Origin of the sequence: Flavihumibacter solisilvae (genome assembly GCF_000814475.1) — a bacterium.
GTDB classification, from domain to species: Bacteria; Bacteroidota; Bacteroidia; order Chitinophagales; family Chitinophagaceae; genus Flavihumibacter; species Flavihumibacter solisilvae.
This window is the reverse complement of record NZ_JSVC01000036.1, coordinates 1-18381: the sequence shown is the minus strand read 5'-3', so window position 1 is coordinate 18381 and position 18381 is coordinate 1. Positions and strand designations below refer to the sequence as shown.

Here is an 18381-nt window from a genome sequence, read left to right as displayed (position 1 = left end):
TCACCGGTACGATATGCTGAAAAGTATTACCAAAGCCTGGATCAGGATCCTCAGCTTTATCCGCAAGCGGTGACCGGAAATCCCTCAAACATTGAAGGGGACCGATTCGTGGATAAAGTACTTGAAAAACCGAAAAACTCTAATTCCTGATGGCCTAGTTTTATGGGAAGCTTACAATACCTATTATAGCGCGTCGTAAGTTATTGGATATAAGCGCTTTATTATTCGACTTTCAATCTTAACTCAAAGTAGTTTGTCATAAGGAATTTGCCAAAAAGAGAAGGAAAGTTGCAACAGAACTTATAGCAATTGTCTTTTGCATTTTATTCTTGTTAATTAAGAATATATTCCTCATGTCTTCTTTGCAGATGACATATAAGGTTCCGGTCAGGAACAAAAGATGAAGGAGGTATACTGTAGGAGAAGGTCTTGGAAATAAATTGTCAAGACCGGAATATCCAGAAGGTTGCCACGATAAATATTGATAAACTGTCAATAGTGTGCCGGCTATTGAATAGCAGAGAAAGATAGTCAGCAGCATCCAGCCAATTGATTTCCTTTTCCAAAAATTCCAGACAGCAATCGGTAAAATGACAATGGGAAACAGATATAAGAAGCTTATCATTGGGAATCCTGGGATATCCTCTATGTATAGAATTAAATTTTTATACTCGTAGGTAATTTGATAGAGGAATAGTGCTGTAAATACAATTACGATCAATCGTATGATCTTTTCTATTGGTGAAGTGTCGTTTTGAATTGGATTTAAAGTTTCGAGCAATGAGGAACCGGTATCCTGGACATTACTAACAACTATTTTTACTTTTTCTTTTTGCTTCTCCTTTCTTTTTGCATTGGAATTCAGAAGTTCCTTGGCATCATTTAATTCCGCTTCGGACAGTTGTCTATTGGCAAATTCCAGTTTCGCAGATTCAATTGCAGATTCCTGGTACTGATCCGGGTTTTCAAGGATGTGCAATAGATCGATATTGCTGATATGTCTGAAATGTTCGCTATAGTTGGTTGAGGGTGCCATGATAAAAAGCAAAATAGTTTATTTCCTGTCTTATTTCAGGAAGTCTCCCGGGTTTCTTCCTTATTTCCTTTTTCATATTGAATTCCAGGGTATGAGGTTCATGGCAAATGTCCTCGAAGCCATCATAGTAACGGGTTAAAGCCGGGAGAGTGTTGAGATAAAGACTAATATACTATAGCGCGGTGCTGAAAAGAGTACTGCCGAATGAGTAAATAACTATAGAATAAGCGGAGAATTAGCGGAGCGGAACTATAGAATTTGTACATGAACAGTAATGATTTACGCGTAGGCCGTGCATGAACGACATGTTTTCGAGAGAAATTTCCCCCTCACATCGGCTTCTCCGGCATAAAATCTTTCGGCGAGCATTTGAACAACTTCGCCAGTGCATTAAGATGATGAATATTATACTTGGCTCTTGATTTGGGACTCTCGACCTGGCCAATATAACCGGTGGAAACTTCCAGGTGAATGGCGATATCTTCCTGCGTATAGCCAAGCTCGGTTCTCAGTTTTGTCACCTGGGCGATGATGTAGAGATCTAATTTATGCTTTTGGATTCCCTTTGCCATTCAGTTGCAAGGACGCAAAAGAAAGATCCATGCCTTCCTATACAGGTATTAGAATATTTTCTAGATTTGTTTTTGCAGGCAAGCGATGGAGACCACTTAAAGGCTCTATGATCCAGCTCAATTCATACACTTCTGTCGAAGGACTTCTTCATGACTTTCGCTCTGGTCAGGAAAAAGCCCTGAAGGCGTTCTATAACCTTCAATACTACTCGCTGTATGCCTATGCGAACCGGCTTTTACACGACGAGGCAGCTGCTGAAGATGTGGTTGCGGAAAGCTTTGTAAAGCTCTGGCAAAGACGGCAGTCCTTTGCCGATATAAAATCCATTGTAGCCTTTCTATATAAAGTAACCCGCAATAGATGCCTGACAATTATCCGGAGGGAAAAGCGTAGCGCCGCAAACCATACTGAATTCGCATACCTGTCAGAAACAGAAATCCCTCTTGAAGACGCTGAGCAGGTAAGGGCGGAGCTCATTCAACTCGCGTTACTCCAAACTGCTGATATGCCCGCACAAATGCGCCAGGTATTTATGCTCCTTTACCAGGAAGGTCTCACCATCCCGGAGGCAGCGCAGCAACTGAACCTCTCCGTGAATACCATTCGCACACAACAACAACGGGCACTGAAGCGCATCCGGGCTGTCTTCCAAAAGGAAGGCTGGTTGAAATCCATGGGCCTGTTTGAGGTCATCATCCAGGTAATATTAGCGGCAGTTTAAACAGGGAAGTGCTGCATTTCAGACAAAAACCACATCGCTGAAGACAAAAGATATTTAGACTTCAACTCACTTACCGCGGGCCTCAAAAAGGTATTTTTAATGACGCTAAGAGTTTTCTTTAGACCGGGCGCAAAAAAATATTTTGCCTGCTTGTAGTCAAAAAATGCCAATTGGAGGTTTTACTATAAACCATCACACCGATACGTTTCTGAAAATGGCCAGTACTTCAAATATTGTTTCCATCCTTTGGCGATACCAGCAAAGAGAGATCCTGACGGAGGAGGAAGTGGCATTCCTAGGTGAGTGGCTCAACGCTTCAACAGAGAACCAGATCCTGTTTGATGACCTGAGCAACGACATGGAGTGGGATGCCATGATTCAATCCTTGCAGCTGCGGGATCCCGACCCCAACTGGGTGGTTATTAATAACAGGATCAAACAAATTGAAAAAGCCCGGCCGCGGCTTTCGTACTGGGCACGCTATGCCGTAGCCGCTGCCGTTATCGGCCTGGTGATGACCGGTACCTATTTTTATATGCAACGACAAGCTACACCATCCGATAGCACTGCCAGCCGCCAACCAATCGCAGAAATACTTCCAGGTCACAATAGTGTGGTTCTGGTAGGAGCAGGGGGGCGGGTTATAACACTCGATAGCATCGCGCCGGGAAACTCAGTGGGACACGGTACTTACCGGTTAGATTCCGTCGGCAAGGGAAGTCTTTCATACGATGGCGCAGTTACCACTACCCCGGAATTGTATACGGTTCAGACCCCGAGGGGAAAACAGTTCAACCTGGTGCTGGGCGACGGCACAAGGGTCTGGCTGAATGCAACAACCCAGCTTACTTACCCTGAAAAGTTTACCGGACTCCAGCGTATAGTGGAGCTTGTTGGAGAAGCTTATTTCGAAGTGGCAACCAATAAAGCGCAGCCGTTTATTGTGCGGGCTGCCGGCAGTTCCACAGAAGTTACCGGTACACAATTCAATATCCAGTCCTATAAAGACGAAGGCGAGTCAGCAACCACATTGGTGGAAGGCGGGGTGATCATCCGTCGCAGCGAAGAAACAGTTCGTCTTGTTCCTGGTCAGCAGGCCATTGTCCGGCAGCAGGGCATTCAGAAACTTGAGGTCGATACAGAACCAATTATCGCCTGGCGAAAAGCAGTATTCTGGTTCGAGAATGCAACCTATGAAACGATCATGACAGAGCTGGCACGCTGGTACCCGATCGACGTTCATTTTACTGCACCAATACAGGAAAGGTATTCGGGTATTCTTCCCCGTGACCTACCCTTATCAAAGCTCCTGTCCTTACTCGAGAAAGGCGGAAAGATGCACTTTGAAATAAATGGAAATACCGTAACCGTAAACCCATAAGAAAACAAGTCACTCACTAGTCCATCACTGAGAGCATCCGGCAACACACTGATCGCCGGTAAAAAAAAAGCCGGGTCCTGTCATCACCAGAATCCGGCAGAGGATCAACTATTGCCTCCAAGTCAGGAAACTTATTGTTAACCCTAATTGACCAAAAGTATGCAATTAACTGCTTATGGGAAACGCATGCCGTGCCCTCTGGTGACGCCCAAAACTGCCAAATGGATTCGTATGCTGAAACTGCTATTTCTGTTTATGCTCGCCGGCTGCCTGCAACTGTCAGCCAACACCTATGGCCAGCGCCTTACATTGTCGCGCAAACAAGCGACCCTGCCGGAGCTCTTTGTAGACATCTACCGGCAAGGCGGCTATTTCTTTTTTTATAGTTCAGATCTGATGTCGCAGGCCAGGAAGGTGGATATTGCCGTAAAGAATGCCAGCATTGAGGAAGTCCTGGTAATCTGTTTTACAGGTCAGCCACTGTCTTATCACCGCGATGGGAAAGTGATCATCGTCCGGGAGCGAACCACCAGCCCGGCACCCCTGGATACCTCGCACATCGAAGTCGCAGGCCGGATTCTAACCGAAAAGGATGAGCCACTTGAAGGGGCATCCATCACTGTTGAAGAAACAGGCCAGACCGTGGCCTCTGCTGCCAATGGAGGATTCCGGATGCCTGGCATTCCAAAAGGCAGTACGCTTGTGATCAGTAATGTGGGTTACCAGTCACATCGGGTAAAGGCTGTTACTACGAGGGAAATGATCATTCGGCTGGCCGTTCAAAATCAAAAGCTGGATGAGGTACGCATTATCGGTTATGGTACCACAACACAACGCCTGAGTACGGGCTCCATCAGTAAGGTAAGTTCAGAAGTTATTGCGAAGCAGCCGGTAACAAATGTTTTGCAGGCACTGATCGGGCGAGCTCCCGGCGTACAGATCACACAGGGGAATGGACTGCCTGGTTCGCCTGTTACAGTGAGGATCCGCGGGCAAAATTCCATTGCTGCGAATAATAACCCTTTGTACGTGGTAGACGGTGTGCCTTTTGTTTCCCAGCCGATGGAAGTAGTGCCAGGTCCAAATGGCGATGGAACAAGTAATGGAAGCCCGCTGAACATGTTGAATCCCGCAGACATCGCGAGTATCGAGGTGTTGAAAGACGCCGATGCCACGGCGATCTACGGCAGCCGGGCAGCCAACGGGGTTATTCTCATAACGACAAAAAAGGGGCAAGCCGGGAAAACAAACCTGCAGGTAGATGTGCAGGGAGGATTCGGTTCGGTGAGCAGGTTTGTTCCCTATGCTGGGTGGACCGCATACGCACAAGCGCGGCGCGACGGACTCGCTAATAGTGCAATAACTCCGACACCAGGCAATTCGCCTGATTTGCTGGTCTGGGATTCCACTAAACTCACGGACTGGCAAGATTGGTATATGGGTGATAATACAACCCGAACTGTTGCCACTGCCTCATTAACAGGGGGTAATGCACAAACGCAGTTCCTGCTAAGCGGTACCTATCACCAGGAGGGCGTCGTCCTTCCGGGTGATAACCGCTATCGGCGGATAGCTACGCACCTGAGCGTTGGGCACCAGTCTCCTGATAAACGATTCCAGGTAAGTAGCAGCATGTACTTTACTACGAATTACAACAAACTGAGTGGATTCACTCCCGGATTTCTTGCGGATGTAGCAGCAGCAGTTCCGAACTACCCCGTTTATGATACAACAGGCAAGTATTATTGGGCACCTGGATTTACAAACTATGTCGCGTTGCTGAATGCTTATGTCAAAACACGAACCGACCAGTTAAACGGAAGTGTGAACCTGCGTTTTACTATATTGCCAGGTATGGATCTTCGGTTGAACGCTGGCTTTAACCAGGTTAACCTGAGACAAAATAGTGCTAACCCATCAACAGCTCAAAATCCCGGCCTTAATGAAACGCCCTCAGCAAATTTCGGAAACCGTCAAAGCCGGCTTTACCTGGCGGAGCCGCAGTTGGCCTATAAGCGGCGGATCGGATTAGGCACGCTTGATGTACTGGTAGGCGGCACAATTCAGCATAGTGAGTCATCATCGCAGCGTATTATCCTGAATAATTTTGCGAATGATGCATTGTTGGAAAACATCAATTTCGGTACAGTCGTAAATAAATCAGGCCAGTTATATGAGTACAGGTATATGTCAGCGTTTGGCCGGCTTGGATTCAATTTTCGGGATAGGTATATCCTGAACGGAAGTTTTCGGCGAGATGGATCCTCAAGATTCGGTCCGGGCAGCCAGTTCGGTAATTTCGGAAGTGTTGGTGCAGCCTGGATTTTCAGCAACGAAAACTTCATCAAAGCGACATTCCCGCTTCTAAGTTTCGGTAAACTACGTGGCAGCTATGGAACCACAGGAAATGACGGAATTCCGGATTACGGCTATCTGGCTACATACTACAGTTATCAGCCCTATGGAACAACCAATACATTGTTGCCCGCGCAACTGGCAAATCCCAACTTCCAATGGGAGGTAAACAGGAAGCTGGAGTTAGCTCTTGAACTTGGCTTGATGGATAATCGTGTCCTGTTTTCGGCTGCATGGTACCGTAACCGCTCTGATAACCAACTTGTCGGATATCCTCTGCCCGCAATGACCGGCTTTACCAGTTACCAGGCCAATCTTCCGGCACTGGTTGAAAACAGTGGTTGGGAATTGGAACTTACGACTAGCAACATTAAGCGGCAAAGCTTCGAATGGAATACCTCTTTGAATATTTCCCTTCCCCGCAATGAATTGTTGTCATTCCCCAACCTTGCAGCCACATCATATGCTAACCAGTATGTAGAGGCAGAGTCACTTAATATCGTTCAATGGTTTCGGTTTTCCGGTGTAGATCCGGCCACCGGCTTGCCTGCTGTTGAGGATGTAAATAAGGATGGTGTTCTATCGCAGGGGACCAGTCATAATGGCAAAAACGGTGATTTTGTGATTGCGGGTCAAACTAACCCACGGTGGTTTGGCGGATTGAACAACTCATTGCAATGGAAACGAATGCAGCTGGATTTCTTTTTGCAGTACGTAAGCCAGCAGGGTTATAACATGTATTACTACTATAGCCAGTTAGGCAGAAGTTATAATTTTCCTGAAGAGTTTATGCAGTACTGGCGACAGCCAGGGCAAACATCTTCAAGCCCCAAACCATTTGCCCAATTTAATAGTGCCGTTTCACAATACATTCAATCGGACGCCATATTTGGCGACGCTTCCTATTTGCGTTTGAAAAATGTCAGTATTTCTTATGATTGCTCTTCTGATTGGTTGAAGCGTGCAAAGATCCAGTCACTTACTGTATATGCCCAGGCCCAGAATTTATTTACAATAACGGGGTTTAATGGATTTGACCCGGAAACAGCAAACAGCACACGGCTACAGATTCCTCCTTTACGCATGTTTGTTGGGGGCATTAAATGTTCATTCTAAAAAGATGTTACCATGACTAACCGAAATAATTATACATTTTCTAAATTGATTGCAGTGATGTTGCTGGGACTTTTGTTTGGCACATCCTGCAAGAAATTTATCGCAGTGGAAGGAGCGGGTGATCAACTCGAACAATCCCAGGTGTTTTCCAATGATGCTACGGCCAACAATGCCGTTGCCGGGATGTATCGATATATGCGGGATTTTGTTTACGGGAGTAATTCCTTTGCAGCATATTTGGCGCTATCATCCGACGATTCATACAGTTATTTTTCAGTGCCAGTGTGGGATGAGTATGCTAACAATACTCTTCAATCCAATAATGGCGCGCTTCCATGGCAGGCTCCTTATAACATTATATACCAGGCGAATGGTATTGTTGAAGGCCTAAAGGATAACAACAAATTGTCTCCGGCTGCGCGTGATCAATATGAAGGTGAGGCAAAATTAATGAGATCATATTGCTACCTGTTCCTCGTGAATCTTTTCGGGGATGTGCCCTTGTTAACGACTACTGCTGTAAGCATTAATGCATCCGCGGCACGCACAGAGTCCGCAAAGGTTTATGCCCTCATATTGTCTGATTTGAAGGATGCGCAAAGTTTATTGAAGAAGGATTATGCTTTTTCTGAAGGAAAGAAGATTCGGGCAAATTACTGGGTAGCCACAGCCTTGCTTGCAAGGGTTTATCTATATATGGGTGATTGGGCTAATTCAAAAGTAGCGGCACAGGAGGTGATCGGGTCGGGCCAGTTTAGTTTGCTGTCGGAACTCAATGACTACGCTATTGAAAATAACCAGGAAGCCTTGTTACAATTGGCTAACCAGGTAACAGAAAGAATCTGGGAGCCATTCGTTTTTGCATATGGGGATATACCCGTTATGCCTTTTAGACCTGGATTCATTGATTCATTTGAACCAAACGATCAGCGACGTACTAAATGGGTACGGATGGTTACCTATGAAGGCGGACAATATTATCTTCCTTACAAATACAAATTAACAGTTCCAGGCCCGGAACGTTATACATTGCTGCGACTGGCAGAACAGTATTTAATTCGGGCGGAGGCAAATGCACACCTCGGAGAACTGACTGAGGCAGTTGATGACCTGAATGTTATTCGTAACAGGGCAGGGTTACCTTCATTGGCTGTAACGATTTCACAGGATGAATGCCTGGCGGCTGTAGCACAGGAACGGCGGATGGAATTGTTCACGGAAGCAGGTCATCGTTGGTTTGACCTTAAGCGTACTGGAAAGCTTGATGGAATTATGCAGCTCGAAAAACCTTCTACTTGGAAGTCGTATGCTGCTCTTTTCCCCATTCCGATATCGGAACTGCAGACTAATCCCGCATTGCAACAAAACCCGGGATATTAACTGAATTCAAAAAAAATACTATGATGCGGCTTGCTATAATCATGGCAATAGTCATTGCTATATTAAACAGTGTCGATTTAAAGGGGCAGGCCAATTCGGCCCCCAGGGCATTGGCTATCGGTGAAACCTGTCCCGATTTTTTGTTCACCAACCTGCTTCACTATGAACAAGACTCGTTTCGGCTTTCTTCTCTTAGAGGGAAGTGGGTGATACTGGATTTCTGGTCGCGTGGCTGCAGGGGGTGCATACTTATTTTGAAAAACAAAATTCCGCGGTTGCAACAGTTGTTTAATTCTCAGCTGGTAATTATTCCCATAACCCGCGAAAAGCAGGGTATAATAGCTGATTATTTCAACAAAACCAATGCCTTTAAAGAAATGAAACCCTTTACTATGACAGGTGATACAACAATTTTCCGGTATTTTCCGCACACTGGTGTTCCTCATGAAGTGTGGATTAATCCGGAAGGAAAGCTGGCTGCAATAACCGACGGTGGAAAGGTAAACGAAACAAATGTCCGAACCGTTCTTGAACGTGGATATACCACATTTCCCGAATGGAAACCTGTTATGAAATTCGAATCTCATCAATTGTTGATGAGTGCAGGTGCGAATGATTCCTGGATATGGAATCTTGACAACATTGAATATACTTCCATTCTAACTCGATTTGCTCCACAACTTCCCTTTCAAACAGGTGGACCTGCAAGAGTATTTGGCAATCGGATAAAAATGCTCGTTACCAATGCTACAATTGAAAACCTGTACCAAATGGCATTTGGAATCCGATGGAAGCCACAGATTCTGGAGCATAATCCGGACTTTTGGTTCTTATTTCCCGCCCGCACCCGTTTCGAAGTAAAGGATTCGAGTTTTTATCTATGGCCTGGAAGAAAGTCAGAAGACTACAGTAGCTTCCCCGATTCTCTGAAGTATTTCTGTTATGAATTGATGTTACCTCTAAAAGATTCATTGCATTTACGCTCATATATGCAGCAGGATTTGAACCGTATATTTGGAAATAGTCATTGTATTGAAGGGCAAAAGGAAAAGCGAAAGGTGACGTGCTGGGCATTAACACGCACAGGAAAAAAAGCCATTGTTCCTTCAAAAGGTGGTAAGTCAGAAGTGGGTGTTGATTTAGACAAAGGTTATGTTCAGCTGCAAAATGCAACAATTACAAAATTCTTATTTTATTGGATCAGTTATTGCCAATGGCTGAATCCTGTTCCCATTATCGATGAATCAGGAATTACCATCCCTTTGGATTTTACTTTGCAGGCAGATCTGGAAAATATAGAATCTGTAAATCATGCGCTGTTAAACTATGGCCTTGAATTCAGGCTGGTAGAGCGGGAATTGGAGATGGTCGTCATTCGGGACAAAAAATGAGGTTGCCGAAACCGGCAACCTCACTTTTTCAGAACAAGCGTTTGTAGGGTGCGCCAGTTGCAGGGTTGTAACAACATACTACATTGATTGAATTACAGTTGGGAGGGAGAAGAATAGTGTCTCCTTTTCCGTCTGCTTGTGTGTTACATGTTTGTTGGTAGCCCTTCGCGGTTTTGCCTGGAATTGCAGCCAAACCAATCGAAAGAATAAAAGCAATTGCTGCCATGGGGATGCTCATATTTTTCATACTAATCTTGCTTTTTAGATCAAATAGCAAGAAAAACTTTGGTTAAAAAATCTGCTGAACTTAGGCAGGCATCAGCATTTACCTGGTTGTTGGCCAAAACGATTTATCCATCTGTTAGGGAATAGCAAATGAGTTTGCCAGGATATAGTACGAACATCTGCTTTCCTGATTTATGTAAAGAAATCAGGGATTTATTATCCTGTTTGGGTAAATAGAAACTTCCCAGGTACGATGGCGAATTTTGCTTGTATACATCGATGACATCATTGAGTATAAAGGTTTTCCAACTCTCTGATTCGCTACGTAAAGTCGCATGGATATAGATTTTGTCGTTGTAGGCAGTTGCAGATTTGTGGATGTGCAAGGGAGGTTTGACAAGTTCTACTGACGCTGCGCTCATATGTACATTTACTGTTGGAACAGAATGTGTATCGATAGTAGTTGACTTAACTATTTGGGATAACGAAGAATCAAAACTTGTTACCTGGTTTTTATAGTAGCAATAAGTGCTCATGTGTTGTGTTAAGGGATCAATGATCAACTGGCCATCAGAATAAATGATGGCTCCTTCAGTTGTGTCAGAGATCCCTTTTTCCTGTTGCAATAGCCCGGATGTAATGTGTAACTTCTCTAGCTGTGGTATCGTCGTTCCTTTTGTGATTGTCCTGAGTATGATACTGTTCCTGCTTAGAGCTGCAGCGTCAAGGAAGCTTCCCGTATTTGCGACGGTGGTGTCGGATATTTTCGTGTACACATTGTAACGCAGGATTTTCCTTGAATGACTGCCCAGTATAATAAGGTTGGAATCTTTCAGCAGGGTGTAGAATGGTGCCGTAATTCTGTGTGTTAAGTTTGAAGGAACAATAAGCTCTTCGTTTTTCTGACTGTCGGTAGTGAAAGTCATTAGGCGGCCGGGTTGGTTACAGCTTATCCATATTTTGCCATTTTCATAGCCAGCAATGCGATTATAAGTTATTGGGAGTGTATGCGAAAAGAGTATTTTTAATCCTGGTTGGTTGAATTTCCGGGTGAACCCATGCGGATGATCGTTAGGATCCTTAAGCCGGTAGTGTAATGCTGTAAGTATTAGCGTAGCTCCGACCAGCAAACAGGCAATTAGTAATAATTTCTGTTTCATAATGCCAGGTGTTTATTTTGTCGTGCGGGAGATAAAAGAATTCCAACTATTGATAATGCAATAAATCCGGTATTTAATAGCAGGTGTTGGTTCCAGGTCAAACTTGCAATTACACCACCACAGGCACAAGGCACAAAACTGCTGTAATGGAGAATTGCATAGATATATGTGGTAAATGCGCATAGCAGGAAAAAAGAGGCATATAAGCCCAAAATACGGGAGGCAGGAAAGGCAAGCAGGAAGGATATGATAGTTTCTGAAGCGGGGACCAACCATGCAATTTCTTCAGCAAAGTCGGACAGGTACGGCGATTTTTGGAGTTGTACCGTGAAAGTTGCGCCAGCCATAATCTTTGATACCGCCGTATAAGTAAATAGTACAATCAGCAGGAAGGCTATCACCTCCACGGTTCGTTGTTTTGTTAATGCTGTCATATGCAGTGGGCTTGTGTTGCTAAAATTGCTAAGGATTTGGACCATTAAAAAGCAAAAGGCAGTCGAGTTTTTGTCTGGCGGCATATATGATTTATATGCAACACCGCGATTTATCTATAAACCGTGTTGTTCCTGGTAAACACCCGGCGGCACACCTGTTTCCTTTGCGAATACGCGGGTGAAATAGTGAACATTTGGAAAGCCGGTCAACTGTGCGATCTTTTTAATGGGATGGTCGTTCTCACGTAATAATTCCTGGGCAGTATCGATCCGGCTTTCTGTAACCAATTCCCGCAGGCTTATGCCATATAGCTGGCGCAGTCTTCGCTTAAATCTTTCCGGCTGCAGAATGCCGGCATCAACAAGCAATTCGTTGTAGGGTAGATGGAGGTGAATATTTTGTAATAGTCGCTTTTTTTCCAGGTAGAACCAGTTTGCTTCATCGAGGGTCAACGCTTTAGGCTGGTGAGCTCGCCTGGGGTGATCTCCTGTAAGCCAGTCAAGAAATGATTTGGATCCCTTGGACAGGTAGTCAGGATCCTCAAAGCCGGCCACAGGGCTGGAGGTTAGCCATTTCAATTGAGGTTTTCCGAGTATTAATGAACGAGACAGCAGGAACCTGTCGCTTATGGCTAAGGGAAACCCGTTTTTCACAAGGGTGGCCGCCTTAAATCGGATAATCAGGAAACAGTAGTTCGTGTTTTTTCTAACCGCTAACAATTGACTTGGTTCTGTGCTCACTATACCGTTTGAGCTTCGTTCGTGCAGGATCTTCCTGGCTTTACCTGGTGTTGTCCATTCAGTACTTCCCTCCAGGCTGCAGATGATTGCCAGCGGGTGACCGTCAGACTGAAACCATATTTTATCGGCCTGTTTACAATCGATATTCCATAGTTCCCAGGAAGCATCGGCAGTGCTGGTGACCTGAACAGTAAGTAATGACGACTGCAATTTAAAATGGAACTTGTTTGTCCCCGTCACCTGGCCGTTGTGCAAGGGGGACAAGGTTCCGGTTACAATACCGGCCTGTTCAGTATGCAACTTTGGTATCACATGTTGAAATTAGCCTGAGTTTGCCGGGAGCTATTTGCAACTTTTGAAAGAAAAAATTTGAAAATATCCAGTATAAAAAGGGTCTTTTCACCTGTTTTACCATCAGTTTGATTATTGTACTTTGTTCCGGCCATGAATTTTCGTTCAATCATATTTGTTTGGCAAGGAGAACGGCTGAGTTTCCCCGAAGCCCTCGAATCTCCTTCATATAGCAGCCAGGTTACACGCTGGCGAAATTTCAGTTTACGGGCTGGGTTAAGCCTCAGCCTGGAGGCACTGGATGCCGGTTCTGTGGCACTATATTCCGTCCGTCTTGAAAGTGAAAAAGATGGCCAACTGGAATGCCAGCTTCCGGCTACTTCAACATATTGCATTTGCCAATTGAAGGGCAGCAACCTTCTTCAGCCCGCCGGCAATTCCGGCTTTTTCATCGGCCAGGCACAAGTGTTGGCGATAGCAGTTCCGGATCAGCGATTCAGCATGGGTATAAAGGAGGGGAAGCCCGTGCATTTTCTCCTGTTTACTACGGATCAACAGTGGGATTCAGTGACATCATCAACCATGGCTAGTGAGTTTCGCCCGTTTGTACCGTCACTTTTCCTTTATTCGCTTATACAGGCGGCAAAAGAAATTGCGAAAGGCAACAAATGTGACAGACTGTTGGTTGAACAGCTTCACTGCCTGGTACATACCGCCCAACTGGAGCAACAGGCGCAAAAGCCAGTCACCCAATTATATACAGGTGAGTTCGAGGATATAGTTTTTTATCAGCTTATGGAGGAGATGGTTTTGAAACTTGATCGTCCCATTCGTGCAAAAGAGGTATGCGAGCGATACCATTTGACCCAGGCTCAGTTGAATCTCATGTTTGAAAGGCGTCTCGGTGGGACATTCGCATCGATTCACCTAAAGATAAGACTGGAGAAGGCCTTGCGATTACTTCTGAAGACAAATATGGCTTTGAAGGAAATTGCTGAGCAAACCGGCTTCGCAAGTTTGTCTCACTTTTCATCAATGTTTAAGAAAAAAAACGGCTATTCGCCTACGAGGGTTAGAAAAGAGAACGGAAATCCGGTTTCAGGCTTTTCCGCAATGCAACAGGTGTAAGTGCAAAATATTGCCTGAACGCGGTACTAAGATTTTCTTTGCTGGCGAATCCAACGTTTTGAGCAATAGATGATAAACTTTCTTCGGAATGGGTAAGAAGCTGCATGACTCTTTGCATTTTCAGGTGCTGGCAGAGCTGCTGCGGACTTTCACCGTACAGTTCCATGCATAGGCGATTGAGTCTTTCTTTTTTGAGATTCAGTCTTTCCTGTAAAGCATTGACACTGATGTCATGCCAGCTGTTAATGGTATAGCTGTACAGGAGGTCGAGCAGTTGTTTTGCTTCCTGGAATGCAAAAAGTGTTGTCGGTCTGATCGAAGGACAATGGTCGCGGATGATTTTTGTTAACCAGTTGTTGAATGCTTCTGATTGATTTGTTGAATACCAATCTGAAGCATAGTGGCAGAGATACTTCCATAGCTCAGGTTGTATCCAGCCGTAGGGTAAGGAGTTTAAAGGCCGGTTTGTTGACTCCAGGGTTAATACTACGATGGTATTAGACTTATAGTCGCCGGTACGGAATTGAACAGTCGGATCAGGAGCTGGCATTATACACATACCGTTGTCCAGGAATCGGCCATTAACATGAGCGGATCCCTCCAGGACAGCCACCCATTGTAAAGCAGGGCTTTGGGGTGTGACAATATGCAGGCTCTGCATTTGGAGATTCGCATGCAGCTGAAGGCCAGGAATGTATTGAGTGTCAGGCTTCATCTGTAACAAAGTATACAGGAATAGAATTTACAATAATTCGCGGAATGGAGGCTGATTTATTCAAAACGGGCTTTGTGTATGCGCATGCTGGTACGGGTGGAGTAATCCGTTCCCTGGATGTAATTATGGATTTGCGATGGCTGCACAGCTGCCTGAAAGATCCGAGACTACTGACTAATAAGACATTGGACAGAAAGGAAAGTCGATTGGCACTTCATTATATGCGATTATTGGCGACTTCCAACGCGCATGCATACGTGTATACAATTGATCAGGATCCTATTGTGCAACTGGAATTAATTCCCTTTCCGATGGCGGGGTTGGATAGTGACGTTGAGTTTAGGGATGCTTATGTTATGTATTTCCGTTTTTCCCCGGGTCGCAGGGAAAATACGGACCAGTTGATTGACGCCCTCCGGTTAGCAGCTCTTATGGTTTTTCAATTCATGCCTGGTAGTCGATTGGTTCTGCCCATCCCCAAAGGCAACTTCATTGAGGAAAAAGTAGCTGTGGCGGCAGGGTTTGTGCCGATTGAAAGCGCTGCTTCTTTGCAGGTGGAATATTTCCGGTTTTTAGCTGGGAACTACCTTGGTACTACCTAGGAACTACCTGGAGGCCACCTACACACAACAAACGATAAAGGATGGATATACAGTAGATATAGAGCGGAACAACAAACGATCTACAATGTCACAACAACCGATAAACGATGACACAACAAACGATATACAATGACACAACAAACGATATACAACGTGTACACGAACGGTAATCTTACATGCTTAAACTGTGCATGAATGACTGAGTTTGGAAGAATAATTGTCATGAACATTTCCCGCAGCTGTCTACAAGCCGTCTAAGCGCCGTCTAAGAGCCAGAAACAGCCTGCGCGGAAGCGACAAAGAAGCGTGAAAGAAGCCGAAAAGCAGGGAGCGACAAGGGAGGAATCAGGGAGCGCGCACGGGAGAAATAGCACGAACAACATATACAGGAAGGCACGAATGACAGGAATTGAAGGCATGGATGGCATGAACAACAGTGCTGGGGGGCACGAACAGCAGCAAGGGCATTAAAACGACTCACCTAAGGTAAATAAAACAAATATCATGCAAAAGTACATCAGTATGAAAGGCGGGTCGGCTACACATAGAATTGAAATCGCTGCAATCCTGTTCGTCGTTGTCCGTAATCGCGATTGCCAGGTTGTTACCCGTTACCAGACATATACCCTGAGAACTAGCCTAATGGCGTTGCTGGATGAACTACCTACGGAAGATTTTTTTCAGGTGCACCGCACCATAGTCGTAAACATGAAGCACATAACCGGCCTTAGCCGCGAAAATGTTTTCATCCACGAACATTGCCTGCCCGTCGGTCGTAGCCACTACGATGAGCTGCGAGGGATTTTCATTGACTCATTCAATGAGCAACAGGAGAAGCTGCCCTCAAAGAGCCGCTCCGGGTCCATAGGCAAAGTAAAGCGGGTCAAAGCCGATGGAAAATCGGGGTAGAATGAAATAGATGCCGGAATATTCGAAAAGGAAATATCGATTCAGATATTGCCAATGTCCAACTGCCTGTATATATTAGAGATCGCAAATCTTATCCTGGATATGAAAAGAATTATTTCGTACCTGACGCTCGTATGCGCACTAGCTTTTGTTTCCTGCGGGAAAGATTCCGGAAATGACGACCAGGACCCGGGTCAACCAGGCGGATCAACATTTTTACCGCTTAGTATCAGCTTTGAGCACCCCGGGGTCATGGCCGAACAAAAAACGAGTATCAAATATCTGCCCGACGGGCATACCATTGAACTCTATAGTGATGACCTGGGTACCGCTAACCCCTACGACCACCTGCGGCAAACCAACTTATATAATGGCGACGGGTATTTTATAAAAAGGCAGATATACCAGGATGGCGCTGTCGTTGAATCTATAGACGTAGAACGGACGCCTGGCAATACCATCAGCCGTGTAATTACATCCGTCAACTATCCTGACGATGATTATAAAGTGAAAGACACGTTCAATCTTTCATTCTACGATTCGGCCACATTCAAAGTGATGAAGGTCGACAACCTGTTACGGGATCGGTATAAGAATGAATTCCGGGTTAGCCGAAGGTTTGTTTTTTCGGGCAGTTCTTTGGTTAAGACCCAGGGGGGCACGTTTTGGAATCAGTCGAACAGTGCATCATTAACCTGGCCAAATGAAGAATTCGTATACGATGGACAATCCAGGCTGTCGACCCACACAAGGGACTTTTTCTACGGGAAATCGATCTCCTATGACCAGGCAGGCATCGGCCTCGACAGCTTCTACCAGGTTCTCGGTGGAGTTGATGGGCACTACCTCAATGCACCGGGCTCGTGGGGATTTTATACTCATGAAGCATTTACTTCTTCTCCACTTAAATTAGTATTGTTCAATAATTCCGGCCTGATGGAAGCCACCATGCACATATCTGGTGTTATCAGCGAGGTACGATCAATCCCAAACGGCGTTAACTATCCGAACACGGAAATATTCAGCTTCGACAACATCCTTGACCAGCGTCAACGGGTGAAGCAAACTACCGTCCGTAGCAAAAACGAAGTGGTAGCGATCTGGAAGGTGGAGTACCCGGCGAGATAGGAACTTGAAAGTATGTTAAAAGAAAAAAGCCGCTTAATGATCATGCTTCTTTCAGAAGTTTCATAAATAAATCTGCTTGTTCTTTGGTGCGAATGACTTTCCCTAGTGACGATACAGGAACCCTTATTTTAGTATCTCGCCTCTTACCGCTTTCCTTAGTCCTTTGAGTGAGTTCCTTAACTTTATTGTCAAATCTGTTTTTCATCATACCAAAAATAAGAATATTCCCTGTAAGTTAAATAAAGCTCGATACAAATCAAGATAGGAAATTAATTTCTTTTGTTGAAAATGAAGTAGTTGTACATATGTTCTGCTGGGATTGGAGTTTTGGGCAAAATGCGGTTAGGCACGGCAGATATATCGTCAAAATCAAAGGGGTTATCATACTGTGTCTTTCCATACCTGGTAATGCGTACGTAGTATTTGATACCGTACATATTAAACTGCTCATTCAGATAGGCGTAGTTTCTTTGTAACGTCCGATAGTAAAAATATGCCCTCATCGATTCTATGTCATACAAATTATCGAAGTCAACTTTTAAAGTGAAGGCCATCTATCCCCTTTGATTTGAATCCCCTTTTGCCATTCATCTGCAAGGACGCAACTGCATAGTTTAAATACAGGCATAGGCTTTAGCAAATCGCTAAAATGGCAGGGCGTTAATTCAGGACTCAGGCTAGCTTTGGCTAATTTGAAAAGAGTGCTGATATTGTCTTATTTGAATTGTAACGTAAAGCGATTAGGAGAACGAAAATCCGCAGCGGATCCTCGCTCATTAAATTAGGATTTCTTATTTGTGGAAGTTTATAGGTTTGAAAAGCCCAATTCCTGATTTTTCATTTTTGCTGCAAGCTTTCCGAAGTTCTTAACTTGAACTTCAAGACCAGGCAGCCATCTGCCCCCTTGAATAGGTCTGATAAAATTGACATTTCTCAAAGTCCTGAAATTCTGGTGCATTGAACTATCTCGAACAAAATCATCAGGAACGACATATCCTTCGCCACTTTCAATTCTTTGATATATTCTTCTGAATAATTGCTTTTGTTCGTCAGAGAGTATGCTGACAGCCTCGTTCAATTCTTCCTTTATTGGCT

Annotated in this window: 17 protein-coding genes; 10 read left to right on the top strand and 7 right to left on the bottom strand. The window is 44.7% G+C overall.

The window, feature by feature from the left end; genetic code table 11:
• Positions 1-256: 256 nt before the first annotated feature.
• A complete protein-coding gene (locus OI18_RS22050) occupies positions 257-1036 on the bottom strand; it encodes a hypothetical protein (protein WP_039144147.1) in 780 nt (259 codons plus the stop codon).
• On the opposite strand from OI18_RS22050, the gene OI18_RS24755 reads away from it, so the two are divergent.
• The gene (locus OI18_RS24755; RefSeq protein WP_160290281.1) at positions 1035-1175 is read left to right on the top strand and encodes a hypothetical protein; all 141 of its coding nucleotides are present in this window, start codon (positions 1035-1037) and stop codon (positions 1173-1175) included. The genes OI18_RS22050 and OI18_RS24755 overlap by 2 nt on opposite strands.
• Positions 1176-1365: 190 nt before the next feature.
• Here the strand turns inward: OI18_RS24755 and OI18_RS22045 are convergent, their stop codons facing one another.
• The gene (locus tag OI18_RS22045) at positions 1366-1608 is read right to left on the bottom strand and encodes a helix-turn-helix domain-containing protein (protein ID WP_039144145.1); all 243 of its coding nucleotides are present in this window, start codon (positions 1606-1608) and stop codon (positions 1366-1368) included.
• A 107-nt stretch (positions 1609-1715) separates the two neighbouring features.
• On the opposite strand from OI18_RS22045, the gene OI18_RS22040 reads away from it, so the two are divergent.
• The 5 genes from OI18_RS22040 to OI18_RS22020 all read left to right on the top strand — a co-directional run bounded on the left by OI18_RS22040 (position 1716) and on the right by OI18_RS22020 (position 9953).
• Positions 1716-2330, top strand: coding sequence for an RNA polymerase sigma factor (locus OI18_RS22040; protein WP_039144139.1), 615 nt, complete (start codon positions 1716-1718; stop codon positions 2328-2330).
• Positions 2331-2544: 214 nt separating this feature from the next.
• The gene (locus OI18_RS22035) at positions 2545-3711 is read left to right on the top strand and encodes a FecR family protein (RefSeq protein WP_160290280.1); all 1167 of its coding nucleotides are present in this window, start codon (positions 2545-2547) and stop codon (positions 3709-3711) included.
• A 231-nt stretch (positions 3712-3942) separates the two neighbouring features.
• On the top strand, positions 3943-7182 hold the full coding sequence (locus OI18_RS22030) for a SusC/RagA family TonB-linked outer membrane protein (RefSeq protein WP_160290279.1): 3240 nt from the start codon (positions 3943-3945) through the stop codon (positions 7180-7182).
• A gap of 12 nt (positions 7183-7194) precedes the next feature.
• Positions 7195-8562, top strand: a complete 1368-nt coding sequence (locus tag OI18_RS22025) for a RagB/SusD family nutrient uptake outer membrane protein (RefSeq protein WP_052273485.1) — start codon at positions 7195-7197, stop codon at positions 8560-8562.
• A gap of 41 nt (positions 8563-8603) precedes the next feature.
• On the top strand, positions 8604-9953 hold the full coding sequence (locus OI18_RS22020; RefSeq protein WP_160290278.1) for a TlpA family protein disulfide reductase: 1350 nt from the start codon (positions 8604-8606) through the stop codon (positions 9951-9953).
• 350 nt (positions 9954-10303) lie between these two features.
• On the opposite strand, the gene OI18_RS22010 is transcribed toward OI18_RS22020, so the two are convergent.
• Genes OI18_RS22010 through OI18_RS22000 form a run of 3 tightly spaced genes read right to left on the bottom strand, consistent with a single transcriptional unit; the run spans position 10304 to position 12825 of the window.
• Positions 10304-11338 (bottom strand): hypothetical protein, encoded by a 1035-nt coding sequence (locus tag OI18_RS22010; RefSeq protein WP_039144131.1) that lies wholly within the window; start codon positions 11336-11338, stop codon positions 10304-10306.
• Entirely contained in the window at positions 11335-11856 is a 522-nt protein-coding gene (locus tag OI18_RS22005; protein WP_152616932.1) for a MauE/DoxX family redox-associated membrane protein, read from the bottom strand. The genes OI18_RS22010 and OI18_RS22005 overlap by 4 nt, the downstream gene beginning before the upstream one ends.
• Before the next feature lie 30 nt (positions 11857-11886).
• On the bottom strand, positions 11887-12825 hold the full coding sequence (locus OI18_RS22000; protein ID WP_039144129.1) for a helix-turn-helix transcriptional regulator: 939 nt from the start codon (positions 12823-12825) through the stop codon (positions 11887-11889).
• Between the two features lie 132 nt (positions 12826-12957).
• Here OI18_RS22000 and OI18_RS21990 point away from each other — a divergent pair, with 132 nt between their 5' ends.
• Complete coding sequence (locus OI18_RS21990) at positions 12958-13932, top strand: AraC family transcriptional regulator (protein WP_082038090.1); 975 nt, start codon at positions 12958-12960, stop codon at positions 13930-13932.
• Here the strand turns inward: OI18_RS21990 and OI18_RS21985 are convergent.
• Positions 13877-14647: a helix-turn-helix domain-containing protein gene (locus OI18_RS21985; RefSeq protein WP_039144123.1), complete on the bottom strand. Its 771-nt coding sequence runs from the start codon at positions 14645-14647 to the stop codon at positions 13877-13879. The two genes, OI18_RS21990 and OI18_RS21985, sit on opposite strands and share 56 nt — an antisense overlap.
• Positions 14648-14691: 44 nt before the next feature.
• Here OI18_RS21985 and OI18_RS21980 point away from each other — a divergent pair, with 44 nt between their 5' ends.
• From OI18_RS21980 to OI18_RS21970, 3 genes are all read left to right on the top strand, one after another.
• Positions 14692-15249: a hypothetical protein gene (locus OI18_RS21980; protein ID WP_039144115.1), complete on the top strand. Its 558-nt coding sequence runs from the start codon at positions 14692-14694 to the stop codon at positions 15247-15249.
• 504 nt (positions 15250-15753) lie between these two features.
• On the top strand, positions 15754-16158 hold the full coding sequence (locus OI18_RS21975) for a LytR/AlgR family response regulator transcription factor (RefSeq protein WP_039144109.1): 405 nt from the start codon (positions 15754-15756) through the stop codon (positions 16156-16158).
• A 102-nt stretch (positions 16159-16260) separates the two neighbouring features.
• On the top strand, positions 16261-17286 hold the full coding sequence (locus tag OI18_RS21970; protein WP_152616931.1) for a hypothetical protein: 1026 nt from the start codon (positions 16261-16263) through the stop codon (positions 17284-17286).
• 805 nt (positions 17287-18091) lie between these two features.
• Here the strand turns inward: OI18_RS21970 and OI18_RS24750 are convergent.
• A partial coding sequence (locus OI18_RS24750) for a hypothetical protein (RefSeq protein WP_039144100.1) occupies positions 18092-18381 on the bottom strand: 290 nt, incomplete at its 5' end.

Excerpts from the sequence above, each read along its gene's own strand:
- OI18_RS22045 (WP_039144145.1), bottom strand. The coding sequence starts at position 1,608 with ATGGCAAAGGGAATCCAAAAGCATAAATTAGATCTCTACATCATCGCC.
- OI18_RS22025 (WP_052273485.1), top strand. The coding sequence starts at position 7,195 with ATGACTAACCGAAATAATTATACATTTTCTAAATTGATTGCAGTGATG.
- OI18_RS21970 (WP_152616931.1), top strand. The coding sequence starts at position 16,261 with ATGAAAAGAATTATTTCGTACCTGACGCTCGTATGCGCACTAGCTTTT.
- OI18_RS21990 (WP_082038090.1), top strand. The coding sequence starts at position 12,958 with ATGAATTTTCGTTCAATCATATTTGTTTGGCAAGGAGAACGGCTGAGT.
- OI18_RS24755 (WP_160290281.1), top strand. The coding sequence starts at position 1,035 with ATGATAAAAAGCAAAATAGTTTATTTCCTGTCTTATTTCAGGAAGTCT.
- OI18_RS22030 (WP_160290279.1), top strand. The coding sequence starts at position 3,943 with ATGCTGAAACTGCTATTTCTGTTTATGCTCGCCGGCTGCCTGCAACTG.
- OI18_RS22020 (WP_160290278.1), top strand. The coding sequence starts at position 8,604 with ATGGCAATAGTCATTGCTATATTAAACAGTGTCGATTTAAAGGGGCAG.
- OI18_RS22010 (WP_039144131.1), bottom strand. The coding sequence starts at position 11,338 with ATGAAACAGAAATTATTACTAATTGCCTGTTTGCTGGTCGGAGCTACG.
- OI18_RS21980 (WP_039144115.1), top strand. The coding sequence starts at position 14,692 with ATGGAGGCTGATTTATTCAAAACGGGCTTTGTGTATGCGCATGCTGGT.
- OI18_RS22040 (WP_039144139.1), top strand. The coding sequence starts at position 1,716 with ATGATCCAGCTCAATTCATACACTTCTGTCGAAGGACTTCTTCATGAC.
- OI18_RS22005 (WP_152616932.1), bottom strand. The coding sequence starts at position 11,856 with ATGCCGCCAGACAAAAACTCGACTGCCTTTTGCTTTTTAATGGTCCAA.
- OI18_RS22050 (WP_039144147.1), bottom strand. The coding sequence starts at position 1,036 with ATGGCACCCTCAACCAACTATAGCGAACATTTCAGACATATCAGCAAT.
- OI18_RS21975 (WP_039144109.1), top strand. The coding sequence starts at position 15,754 with ATGCAAAAGTACATCAGTATGAAAGGCGGGTCGGCTACACATAGAATT.
- OI18_RS21985 (WP_039144123.1), bottom strand. The coding sequence starts at position 14,647 with ATGAAGCCTGACACTCAATACATTCCTGGCCTTCAGCTGCATGCGAAT.
- OI18_RS22035 (WP_160290280.1), top strand. The coding sequence starts at position 2,545 with ATGGCCAGTACTTCAAATATTGTTTCCATCCTTTGGCGATACCAGCAA.